Origin of the sequence: uncultured Campylobacter sp. (genome assembly GCF_937997535.1) — a bacterium.
Classification (GTDB): Bacteria; Campylobacterota; Campylobacteria; order Campylobacterales; family Campylobacteraceae; genus Campylobacter_B.
Genome location: NZ_CALKTT010000032.1, coordinates 1 through 11,812 on the forward strand (window position 1 = coordinate 1; position 11,812 = coordinate 11,812).

Below are 11,812 nucleotides of genomic sequence, written 5' to 3' on the forward strand. Positions count from 1 at the left end.
CGTTTGAGGTGTATTTGCCGTGGAAATTCGGCCCGTACCAGCTGGCGATACCGATTTGAGTGTCACCGACGCTTACTTGCTCTGGATAGTAAGTTTTGCCGTTGATTTTATAAGGGCGCATGGTGGCGGGAGAGTTTTTGCCGATCTTGCCCGCACCGCCCGCAGACGATCTAGACGACGGTGCGGTGCGAAACGAGCAACCGGCAAGAATTAGCGCAAAAAGCGCACTAAAAAGAGCGATTTTCTGGTACGACACCTACGATCCGATCTTATTTGTTGAATTTTATATTATTTAGCGCTATTTCGTTTTTGTCTTTGAGGCTAAGCTCGTTCGCCAAACCTGCTAACACGCGTCCTGGCTTGCGCTGTTTCAGACGTGGTTCATACGCTTGAAACGCACCTTGATTTACGACAAATTCTGCATATTTGCTTTGTGGGATATAAAAGAAGTACTTGCCGTTAAGCGGCGAAATTCCGTTTTTAATATGCGCGTTGTAATCCTGCATCTGCGATGGCGAAATTCCGATCTGTTTTGCAACCGCGCTTAGCTTTGTGCCTGGAGCTACTGCGATACGCTTTAGCCCCCACGGCTCGCTTTCAAAAAGCAGAATTTTACGCATATTTTCATTTTGAGCAATGTAAGCGTACTTAATAATGCGTTTGATAAAATTCTTAGTCTCATTAGGAAGTGCAGGGCTTTTTAGCAAGCGATCCAGATCATCGCTGCCAGTAGCCGCAATCGCATTTTTAAGCTTTTGATCACCACAATTATACGCCATTAGCGCTAAATACCACTTGCCAAAATTTTGCTTCAGATGCAAAATATACGAAAACGCAGCATCCGTAGAGGCTGCGGGATCGCGACGCTCATCTACGGCGCTATCTACTCTAAGACCGAAATTTTTCGCGGTCGCCGGCATCAGCTGCCACATACCACCTGCGCTAGCGCCTGATGTGACCGTATTTTTAAGATGAGATTCTACCATTGCCAAATACAACAAGAATTCCGGAGCTTCGATATTATCTACCTCGGATTTGACCAAGTAGGCATTGTGCGACTGCGAAGTCACGATATGCTTAAACTGCTTGCGATCGCTTGCATTGATCGCACGGAATATGCCCGCGACTACGTTTTTGCTCGATTCGTTATTTTCAATGCCGAATTGATTTAAAATATAGTCGTGATTTGCGCGCATCAGACCGGGCTGGCTCGCAAACGCTTCGCCCATTAAAAGCAGGGCTAGCAGTATAAATTTTATGGCTTTCATATCTCTCCTTTGATTTTATCGCCAAAAAGCCTACAGGCGTTTTGAGTCGTTATTGCTTCAACCTCTTCTACGCTTAGGCTTAAAATTTCCGCGACTTTTTCTACCACGAGTCTCGTAAATGCAGGCTCATTGCGCTCGCCGCGATGCGGATGTGGGGTCAGATAGGGCGCATCCGTCTCGATTAAGAGGCGCTCTTGCGGAATTTGCGGTAAGATCTCAGCTAAGTTTTTTGCATTTTTGAATGTCAAAACTCCGCCGATACCGAAGTAAAATCCGTATTCGCTAAGACCTAGCAAAAGCTTGCTGGCATTGAAGCAGTGCAAAACACCGCCACATAGATCGCCGGCGCGATCTTTTAGAATTCCAAAGCTATCTTCGTTTGCTTCTCGGATATGGACTATAAGTGGTTTTTGAAGTTGTGTTGCTAGATCGATTTGTGAGATGAAGGCGTCTTTTTGGCGGGAGATTTCTAAGGCTTTGGTTTCCTTGCTCTCTTGCTGCTTAAGTCTGAAGTAATCAAGCCCGCATTCGCCAACGCCCACGCATTTGGGATCGTCAGCATACCGCTTCAGCACCTCCATATCGAAAGAATCTATCTCGTATGGATGCACCCCTACGGCAAAATACACATTATCCCATGCATGCGAAATTTTACATGCCTTATCTAGGTCTGCTACATCGGCACCGGGAATGATGATGCTGCGCACGCCTGCAATCGTGGCGCGCTCAATCACCGCGCCCAAATCGGCGTCGAAACTAGCATCGTCTAAATGGCAATGTGTATCTATAATCATAAAACTCACTTGATAAAATTTTTCGAAGCGGATTTTACGTCGTTTTGCAAAATCACACTTAAATTTAAATTAAACGCGGTATTGTAGCGAAAAATTTCAGATTTAAACTTAAGCTTAAAATTCCTTCAGCTTTGCCTTAGTTTTTTAGCGAATTCCAGGGCTTCTGCAGTAATAGTCTCGCCGCTTATCATACGAGCTAGCTCTGTTATTTTCTCATTTTCGCTTAATAACCTCACGCTAGACTTGCCGTTCGTTTTACTTACTAAAAAGTGTGACGCAGCCTTTGAGCTAAGCTGCGGCTGGTGCGAGATCGCAAAAATTTGATAAAATTTTGAAATTTTTACCAGCACGTTTGCGATACTCATCGCCTCTTTTCCGCTTAAATTTGAATCGATCTCATCTAGGATCAAAATTCCCTCGCCGTTATTTGTAAGCTCCAAGCTTGCCGCGATGAAAGCAAGACGCAGGCGGTTCGTTTCGCCTGAGCTTAAATTTTTAAATTCCGTCTTGCACAAGCTGACGCAAATTTCGTCTGTGCCGCACTCACTAAGAACCGCGGGCTTAAAACTAAGCTCCACTCCGTCCATATAAAGCTGCTTTAGATAGGAATTTATCAGATCCTCGAGCCGTTTTTTAGCGCCCTTGCGAGCCTCGCTGATTTTTTCGGCAAGGGTAGCGGTGCTTTCACTAAGGCGTTTAAATTCCGCTTGCAACTTGGTTTTCTCAAAGCTTAACTGCTCGTAATGCTCAAGCTCTTTCTTGCGTGCTTCAAGCGTATCTAAAGCTTCTTCTACGCTTCCGTAGCGCCTATTTAGCGCACTAAGAGCTTCGATGCGATCTAAAATTTTCTCTATGTCGATATTTTCGAGCTCGTCTAAGCTCAAGCTTTCTTGCTTTAGCCGCAGCTCGTTCATCGCATCCTCAAAAAACGCGCTATCCAGCCCGCTAAGACTTAGCGCTTCGATGACGCTGCGCTCCAGCTCAAAAACGCCCTGCGCCCTAGCCCAAAGTTCCTCGATCTTATCTTTTTTACTAAGCTTTTTTTTGATCTGCAAAAGCTCCTCATATTCGCCGATCTTAGGCGATACGCGCTCGATTTTTTCAATCTCGAAGCGAGCAAATTCCTTTAACTCCTCGATCTTGCGCTCTTGATCCAAAATTTCATCCAGCTGCTTTTTTGTGCGGCTAAATTCCACAAAAGCGCTTTGAAGCTCCGATAGGCTTTGCGCGTGCGCCGCATCTTTTTTCGCGGCGATAAAATCAAGTAGTTTTAGCAAGCTGTCGCTACTCATTTCGCCGGCGTTTTTCGCGCCTAAAAATTTTACGTATTCGCCGGCGATCATGCTTAGATTTTTTTTCGAAACCGATTGAGAATTTATAAAGTATCGCAAGCTACGCTCTTTTAGGACGCGAAAAATATTTGGCGTATCGTTTATCAAGCCGAAATTTTCCATATCAAATTGATGCTCTACGTCCGCTTCTATGAGCTCAGCCTCGCATTCGTTAAGACCGAACACCGCTAAAATCGCGCCTATTAATACCGATTTACCCGCGCCGCTGATACCTGTAAATACGCTAAGTCCCGGGCCAAAACTAAGCTCGCTCTCGCAAAAACCTAGATTATTTTTAATATAAATTCTTTCTAGCATCCGCCGTGTCCCCATCTGAGTTTGGCTTTTAAAACGTCGAAATAATCGTAGCTCTTGCGTTTTATTAAATTTGCTTTGGTGTGTGAAATTTTAGCGCTCACGCTGCTAAATTCCGCCATATCAAAAACGTCTTGTCCGTCGATGACGACGCCAACTTCTGAGCTTCCGGCGTTTTTGAAACTCACGAGATACTCTTTTGGCAGGATCAAAGGCCGCTGCGTCAGGCTGTGCGAGCAGATCGGCGTGACGCAAAACACGTCGCACAGAGGATAGACGATCGGGCCGTTCGCGCTCATATTATACGCGGTCGAGCCCACGGCGGAGCTTACGATCACGCCGTCGCCGTAGTAGGTGTTGAAATATTTTCTGTTTAAAAACGCGTTGATCTTCGCCATCGAAGAGATATGGCTGCGGGTGATTACGACGTCGTTAAATGCACTCTTGCGGACGATCTTGCCGCTGCCGTTTTCCAGTATCACTTCAAGCAAAAACGGGCGCTCGATCTCATATTCGCCGCGCAAAAATTCCTTTAAAAATTTTGCGAATTCGCTCGGCTGCACGTCCGTTAAAAAGCCCAGAGTGCCCGCGTTGATACCCAAAATAAAGGCGTTTTTGTCGCTTAGCAGCCTCGCAAGCCCGATAAGCGTGCCATCTCCGCCGAGGCTAATTAAAAAATTGGTCTTTTTTAAAATTTCTGCAAGCGTATGCGGCTTAAGGCTGAAAAATTCCGCTCCGTCCTCTTCAAGCAAAAGCTCAATACCTTGCGCTTTTAAAATTTCGCAAATTTGCTCCACGACGGGGCGAATCTCTTCTGATTTTTTGGCTATTAGCCCCGCGAATTTAAGGTTTTGATGAATTTTGTTTTCCATAGTTTTATTTTATAAAAAATTAGCTTTGTAAAAGCAAAATTTAACTATACTTGCGTTTTACAAATAATTTTAAAGGAGTAAATTTGCGAAGTCATTATTGCGCCGATTTGAGTAAAAACGATATCGGCAAAAGTGTAACCGTGTGCGGCTGGGTAAATTCTTACCGCGACCACGGCGGCGTTATTTTCATAGATTTGCGCGACCGAAGCGGCCTGCTTCAGCTCGTGTGCGATCCCAAAGATAGCAAAAGAGCGTATGAAATTGCAAACGAAGTACGAAACGAATTTGTCCTAAAAGCCGTCGGCAAGATCCGAGCTCGCGGCGAAGGGCTAGAAAATCCAAATTTAAAAACCGGCGACATCGAAGTCGTAGTAGAAAGCTTAGAGATCGAAAATCCGAGCAAGCCGCTTCCTTTCGTAATCGGCGATAAAAGCGTCAACGAAGAAACGAAGCTAAAATATCGCTTTTTGGATCTGCGCGCCGAGGGAAGCTTCGATAAATTTAAGATGCGCTCCAAGGCTGCGATCGCCGCGCGAAATGCTCTTGATAGACTCGGCTTTGTGGAGGTCGAAACGCCGATCTTAACGCGCGCGACGCCTGAAGGCGCTAGAGATTATCTGGTGCCTAGCCGCGTCTATCCGGGCAGCTTTTACGCACTTCCGCAAAGTCCGCAGCTTTTCAAGCAGCTTTTGATGTGCTCGGGCTTTGATAAATACTTCCAGATCGCGCGCTGCTTTCGCGACGAAGACCTGCGCGCCGACCGCCAGCCGGAATTTACGCAGATCGATATCGAGATGAGCTTCAATACCCAATACGACGTAATGAGCGTAGCCGAGGAGGTTTTAAAGGATATTTTCAAATCCTGCGGCCGCGAGATCGTCACTCCTTTTAGACATATGGAGTATAAGGACGCGATGGAGCTTTACGGCAGCGATAAACCCGATCTGCGCTACGATATGCCTTTCATCGACGTAGCCGATATTTTTGAAAAATCGAGCAACGAAATTTTTTCAAATTTAGCCAAAGACCGCAAGGCTAACCGTGTTAAAGCGCTCAAAGTCGAGGGCGGCGATCTGAAATTTAGCAAACGCCAGATGCAAGGCTTTGAGGAATACGTGAAAAAATTCGGCGCGCAGGGACTTGCGTTTATCCAAGTAAAAGAGGACGGGCTAAAGGGGCCGCTGGTAAAATTCTTTGAAAAAAGCGAGCTGGACGAACTCATCAGCCGCTGCGAGCTAAAGGTCGGCGACGTCGTATTTTTCGGCGCTGGCAAAAAGAAAATCGTGCTTGATTATATGGGCAGATTTAGAATTTTCCTCGCAAACGAGCTTGGCCTCATAGATCCGAACAGGCTTGAGTTTTTGTGGGTCGTAAATTTCCCTATGTTTGAGCAAAACGACGACGGCAGCTACTCTGCGATGCACCATCCTTTCACTATGCCGAACAATCCCGATGAGCCCGATTTGGAGGATATCACGTCGATCGCCTACGACGTCGTGCTAAACGGCATCGAGCTTGGCGGCGGCAGCATCAGGATCCATAAGGCGGACATTCAAGAAAAGGTCTTTAGGCTGCTTAAAATCGAGCCTGCGGAGCAGAGGGAGAAATTCGGCTTCCTACTCGATGCGCTAAGCTTCGGCGCGCCTCCGCACGGAGGTATTGCGATCGGCTTTGACAGGCTGATGATGCTCGTTACCGGCTCAAGCAGTATTCGCGAGGTTATCGCGTTTCCTAAAACGCAGCGCGCGCAGTGTCCGCTTACCAAAGCCCCTAGCGTCGTTACAGACGAGCAGCTTCGCGAGCTAGGTCTCAGGCTTCATAAGAAGGAGCAAAAATGAAAAGCCTTTTTCTAATCATTGGCGCTCCTGGCAGCGGCAAAACGACCGATGCGAGCATGATCGCTCAGATGAATCAAAGCATCGAGCACTACTCCACAGGCGATCTGCTGCGTGCCGAGGTAGCAAGCGGCAGCGCTCTTGGTAGGCAGATAGACGGCTTCATCTCTAAAGGCAATCTCGTGCCGCTTGATATCGTCGTAAATGCTATCGTTAGCGCAATTAAAAGCTCACCTAAAGACTTCATCATCATCGACGGCTATCCAAGGAGCGTCGAGCAGATGAATAAGCTAGATGAGGTGCTGCGAGGAGACAATGATGTAAATCTTAGCGCAGTAATCGAAGTATGCGTTAGCGAAGAGGTCGCCAAGGAGCGTGTTTTAGGACGCGCTCGCGGAGCGGACGATAACGAGGAGGTCTTTAAAAACCGCATGGCGGTATTTTCAGAGCCGATCGAGGATATCCGTAAATTTTACGGCGACGCGGGCGTATTTTACAGCGTAAACGGCGAGCGCACAGTCGAGGAGATCGTAGCGGACATAAACGCTATAATCGCCGCGCAGATCGAAAAATTAGGCTAGCGCGCTTGGATGGCGGCTTGAATTTTAAGTGCCTTTGGCTTCTTTTTCATACCGCAAGCGGCGCAGATCGTGCTTAAATTTAATGCGCCTCCGAAGCGAGCGCGCTTTTAAATTTATAACTTGCCGTTGCGCGAGATAGCCAAGATCAAGCGTAAATTTAAGTAGCCCGCTGTGTAAATTTAAATGCGAGCGTCAAATGCAAGCGGATTTTAAATTTAATGAAATTTTGGATCTGTTTGTGGATGCAGAGATTAAAATTTTAAGGATAGATATGGTTAGAAAATTTTTACTTAGTATGGCTTTGTGCGCGGCTGCATTCGCCGCGGGCGGGTTTGTGCCAAGCGGCTCCGCGGCGCAAACTCAGCCGCTAAGCGTCAAAGAAGCGCTTAAATTAAGAGATGATTCTTTTGTCGTAATCGACGGCAAGATAAAATCTCAACTCAAACACGAGCATTATAGATTTGTGGATCAAAACGGCGATAGCATCGAGGTCGAGATCGACGATGACGTTTGGCGCGACGTGAGCGTAGATGAAAATACGCTCGTGCGAATTAGCGGCGAGATCGACAAAGATTTTACCAAAACGACGATAGACGTGAAAAATATCAAAATTTTAAATTCTAAATAAAGGAAAACCATGGATCTTTCAAAGATAAAAGTGGGCTCAAACCCCGATAAAATCAATGCAGTGATCGAGATCCCTTACGGCTCGAATATCAAATACGAAATCGACAAAGCAAGCGGCGCGCTCTGCGTAGATCGCGTGCTCTACGGCGCGATGTTTTACCCTGCAAACTACGGCTTCGTGCCCAATACCTTGGCCGATGACGGCGATCCTGCGGATGTTTTAGTGCTAAACGAATACCCGCTTGCCGCCGGTAGCGTGATCCCATGCCGCTTAATCGGCGTTTTGATGATGGAGGACGAAAATGGCATGGACGAGAAGCTGCTTGCCGTGCCGGTTAGCAAGATTGATCCGCGATTTGAGGGCATTAAAGGGGTCGCCGATCTGCCTAAAGCTACGCTGGATAAGATCAAAAATTTCTTCGAAACCTATAAGCTTTTAGAGCCGAATAAATGGGTTAAAGTGAAGGATTTCGCAAGCGCCGCGGAAGCCGAGAAAATCCTAGACAAAGCGATCAAGGCTTATAAATAAGCCATTTTTGCGCGCTTGGCGCTAAAATTTAATCAAAATTTGACCGATCCGCTCGGTCAAATTTTATCTTTAAATTTTAATTTTACAAATTTGCAAATTTTAAAATATTTTAAATTCCGCGCAAATTTTACCTGAAGCCTGCGCTTAGTTTTTTTCGCTTGTTTTTCGGCGGTTAAGCTAAGCAATCTTGAGTTATTAAATAAAGATTTTTAAAACTACATTGCGCAAAATATCTCGAGGATTTACGCGCTAATGGCAGAGAAATTCCGCGAGCTAAAGGCTTCATATAGACCGCAGTTAAAATTAAAATTCGCTATCTTGATTTTGAAAGAGATCCCGGGCGTCATTGCAAAATTACAAAGCTGATGTCATCACGGACAGGAGCCTTTGGACTGCCGTACTACGTAAAAATTTAAAATTTACACGCTACATAAAATTCGGAAATCTAAATGATGCCAAATGATTTACTATCGTCATCTTTTTAAATTTAGTAATAAATCTATAAATTTTGATTCCAAAGGCTTTTGTTTTAATAAGACGTCAAACACTTGATTAAATTTTTAAAACTGAAACTCCCATGTGAGTTTATAGTTTCTACCCGGCGAGTAAAAGCGGTTGATACCAAGCCCTGTTTCTTGATCTATCAGATTGCTAGTTCCAAAAGGCCTTATTGACCTGGCGCTTTCCCAAGTGATATATTTACGATCGGTTATATTATATATGCCTGCACGAAGCGTCAGATATTTTATCGGCTTTACGTATGTTACGAAGTCTATCGTCGTATATCCACCGCTTCTCCATTCCACTTCGCTATTGCTTACAGGTTTGCCGTTTACGATTTTGCCGCCTAGATACTGCTCGTACCAATACATATTGTAGGTATCTCTCGCCTTTTTCGCAGCTACCGCGGTTACGAACAGATCCGCGCCGTATTTATCGCCCGGGCTTTGATAGCCTACGCTATAAACCGCCGTTCGCGGCTGGATCGCATTCATCGGCGTATCGGTTTTGCCGTGACCTATATCCATTCTGCCTTTTTGAATACTTAGCTTATATCCTATATGAAAGCCCTGTAGAGGCTGCCAAATTTGATCCAAAGCCAGTCTCGAGTCTATCTCTATTCCTCTTACTCTTGCTTTTGGACGATTTACGTTTTGATACACAGAAGTAGGCATTGTACTTCCACCGTTTCCGTAAGGAAGCTGGAATTCCCCCTTGTATTGTAAATCTATAAAATTCCTATAATCCGTTTGGAATAAATTCAATGTAACGAAGCTTGGAGAATTATGAAGCGTAAAGGCAATCTCTTTAGTCTTTGCGGTCTCTTTTTTCAAATCCAAATTAGGATATATCGAAAAATCACGGTGCTGGAAAGTGAAGTAAATTTCATCCGAAGTAGGCGCCCTAAATCCGTTTGCGTATTTAAGCTGAAGCCTGAAAAAATCAAGTGGATCGATGCTTGTAGATAAAGAATATGAATTTGCCGAATATTTTCTCTTCTGAGAAGCTAAATATACGGCGTTGGCTTCTGCATTTGCATCCTTATGCGCCTTTATCTCATCACTAGACGGCGTACCGGGAAGTGGAGTATAAGGAACAAACATTCCGATAAATAGATCAGTTGGAATTTTTGGCGTAACGCCTGGGGTATATGATGGATTGTGTTTAACCTTATCATACCTATAATTAAGATCAAAGGCTAAAACATCGTTTATACGAAAGTCATCTCCCACATAAAGCGCTCCGGTTTTGGTCTCAACCGGAATAAGAAAACTAAACGGTTCATCTGCGTGGCCGCAAGAATTATTATAAGAAGAAGCGTTGGTGTATGATTGGCATTTTTCTGGATACCAAGTGCCTAATATCGGAAAATTAGGATTCGTATTTCTAACTCCGGCAAAATATTTAGCCCACCATTGCTTATTTTGAGGAGAATAACCCGCTTTATTTATCATACTTTTATCGCTTTTGCTATAGAGTCCGCCATAGCTTAGAGAGTGTTCCGTACTTTTTATCTGAAAATCTTTTGTAAGATCGAGATTAAACTGCTTAGTATCGGTATTTAAATCTCTATCCTTCCAGTTATTTTCTACATATCCGTTTTCACTAGGTAAAAGTACTTGATCCGAGCCAACGGGTGATAATTTACCGTAATTGCCTTTGCTATAAGGTGTAGTTATTTTGTTTATGGAATATGTTTTATATGTGCCGCTATCGGTATCAAAAAGAGTCATACCTTTAGAACAATCATATTCATCACAATTTACGTAAACATCATCATTAGGTTTATAACTACTATACGCGTCCGTATTTAATATATGAGGTTCATTTTTTGGATTATCCGGATCTGAAAAATCAAATTGACTATCTACTAATGTAGGCATAAATCCCCACTTTAGCCATGTCTTTACTTCTCCTCCGTATTTATCTACCATTTTTCCGTTTTCGTTTATATGTAGACCGGACGGATTTGAAATACCTGCGCAGTTATCGCCCTCGCAATATTCGTCCGTTCTTGCCTTTAGTTTAATGCGCTGCTTGTTGTAGCTAAATTTCAGGCTATCCCATAAAGGCGTTTCGTCGAAATTTTCATAAGAAAATGAGTAGTTTTTTCTTTCGCTTCTATCGTTGGTATGTCGTATGTCATTAGTTAGAGCACCCCAAGGAGTTTGCGTATTATAAAGAGCAAATTGATTCGACCAGTCTATTCCCTCTGATTTTATATTAGACTTATCGTATCCTAGGCTAAATCTATCGGTATCGGTAGGCTGAAAGCCAAATTTTACCAATGTGCTTTTTTTGTAAATTCTATAGGGATCAGGTTTTTCCCTAACTTTTCTAATGACGGTTGGGTCATAGTCTTTATAACCCCAGTTTTTTAGTTCATGTCCTTCTCTATCGGTGTGAATAGCCAAGAGATCAAACCATTTAAACCGAACTGCAGCTGCGTGGCTTTGCCAGTTTTGTCTATCTGCACTTTGATACCCGCGCTTAAATCCGTAATACCAATCCTTCTCCGTTAGATAATCTCTCGCATCCTTTGTCTCAAACGCTACTGAGCCACCTAGCGCGCCCGAGCCTCTTTTTACCGAATCTGCACCTTTAGTGATATCTACCTGTCTTACGTTTTCAACCTCAACGCCGTTTCTAGTGTTATTAAAGTTTCCATATCCTTCAAATAGATCTTTAAATCCTTGCGAGCTTAGTGTTTCTGCCTGGCGAAGCCCATCTATGCTTATATCTACGCGGTTTTCATCTACTCCGCGGATCGAGTAGCCACTAGCACCGAATCTTCCACTTTCTACAACCGAAACGCCGGTTTCGTGACGAACCATATCTCTACTATCGCTAACTTGCTCTTTGGCGAGTTGCTTGGCGCTCTTTTTCGTTTCGCCGACTTTTTTGGTAAGCGGGTCGCTTTCTACATTTCCCGTAACATTGATCTGCCCCAAATTTTGGGAGCCACCTTCGCTATCGTCTTGCGCAGCTAAAGTGACTGCACATAAACATAGCGTACCTATAGCCGCAACAGAAAGCTTAAGTAAGCTCATTTCGATCCTTTTATAATATTATTTCTCATATGCGTTATTAAAAGAGACGCTATAATAGTGAAAAATTCTTTAAATTTAAATTAAAAAGAATTTATTTATCATCTATAGT

Annotated in this window: 9 protein-coding genes and 1 pseudogene; 4 read left to right on the plus strand and 6 right to left on the minus strand. The window is 44.2% G+C overall.

Annotated elements, in window-relative coordinates:
• The 5 genes and pseudogenes from Q0117_RS03215 to Q0117_RS03235 form a co-directional block, all read right to left on the minus strand.
• Positions 1 to 256, minus strand: a pseudogene (locus Q0117_RS03215) (septal ring lytic transglycosylase RlpA family lipoprotein); the annotation flags it as partial.
• 13 nt (positions 257 to 269) lie between these two features.
• On the minus strand, positions 270 to 1,268 hold the full coding sequence (locus Q0117_RS03220; RefSeq protein WP_291936754.1) for a lytic transglycosylase domain-containing protein: 999 nt from the start codon (positions 1,266 to 1,268) through the stop codon (positions 270 to 272).
• Positions 1,265 to 2,062, minus strand: a complete 798-nt coding sequence (locus Q0117_RS03225; RefSeq protein WP_297922453.1) for a TatD family hydrolase — start codon at positions 2,060 to 2,062, stop codon at positions 1,265 to 1,267. Before Q0117_RS03225 ends, Q0117_RS03220 begins: the two co-directional genes overlap by 4 nt.
• Positions 2,063 to 2,187: 125 nt before the next feature.
• The gene (locus tag Q0117_RS03230) at positions 2,188 to 3,711 is read right to left on the minus strand and encodes an AAA family ATPase (RefSeq protein ID WP_297922456.1); all 1,524 of its coding nucleotides are present in this window, start codon (positions 3,709 to 3,711) and stop codon (positions 2,188 to 2,190) included.
• Positions 3,705 to 4,580, minus strand: coding sequence for an NAD(+) kinase (locus tag Q0117_RS03235; protein WP_297922459.1), 876 nt, complete (start codon positions 4,578 to 4,580; stop codon positions 3,705 to 3,707). The genes Q0117_RS03230 and Q0117_RS03235 overlap by 7 nt, the downstream gene beginning before the upstream one ends.
• Positions 4,581 to 4,663: 83 nt before the next feature.
• Between Q0117_RS03235 and aspS the strand changes: the two genes are divergently transcribed.
• The 4 genes from aspS to ppa all read left to right on the plus strand — a co-directional run bounded on the left by aspS (position 4,664) and on the right by ppa (position 8,152).
• Positions 4,664 to 6,418: an aspartate--tRNA ligase gene (gene aspS, locus Q0117_RS03240; RefSeq protein WP_297922461.1), complete on the plus strand. Its 1,755-nt coding sequence runs from the start codon at positions 4,664 to 4,666 to the stop codon at positions 6,416 to 6,418.
• On the plus strand, positions 6,415 to 6,996 hold the full coding sequence (locus tag Q0117_RS03245; protein WP_297922465.1) for an adenylate kinase: 582 nt from the start codon (positions 6,415 to 6,417) through the stop codon (positions 6,994 to 6,996). Before aspS ends, Q0117_RS03245 begins: the two co-directional genes overlap by 4 nt.
• Before the next feature lie 271 nt (positions 6,997 to 7,267).
• Positions 7,268 to 7,624, plus strand: a complete 357-nt coding sequence (locus Q0117_RS03250; RefSeq protein ID WP_297922474.1) for a NirD/YgiW/YdeI family stress tolerance protein — start codon at positions 7,268 to 7,270, stop codon at positions 7,622 to 7,624.
• A 9-nt stretch (positions 7,625 to 7,633) separates the two neighbouring features.
• On the plus strand, positions 7,634 to 8,152 hold the full coding sequence (gene ppa, locus Q0117_RS03255) for an inorganic diphosphatase (RefSeq protein WP_297922468.1): 519 nt from the start codon (positions 7,634 to 7,636) through the stop codon (positions 8,150 to 8,152).
• 560 nt (positions 8,153 to 8,712) lie between these two features.
• Here the strand turns inward: ppa and Q0117_RS03260 are convergent.
• Complete coding sequence (locus Q0117_RS03260; RefSeq protein WP_297922471.1) at positions 8,713 to 11,703, minus strand: TonB-dependent hemoglobin/transferrin/lactoferrin family receptor; 2,991 nt, start codon at positions 11,701 to 11,703, stop codon at positions 8,713 to 8,715.
• Positions 11,704 to 11,812 lie beyond the last annotated feature (109 nt).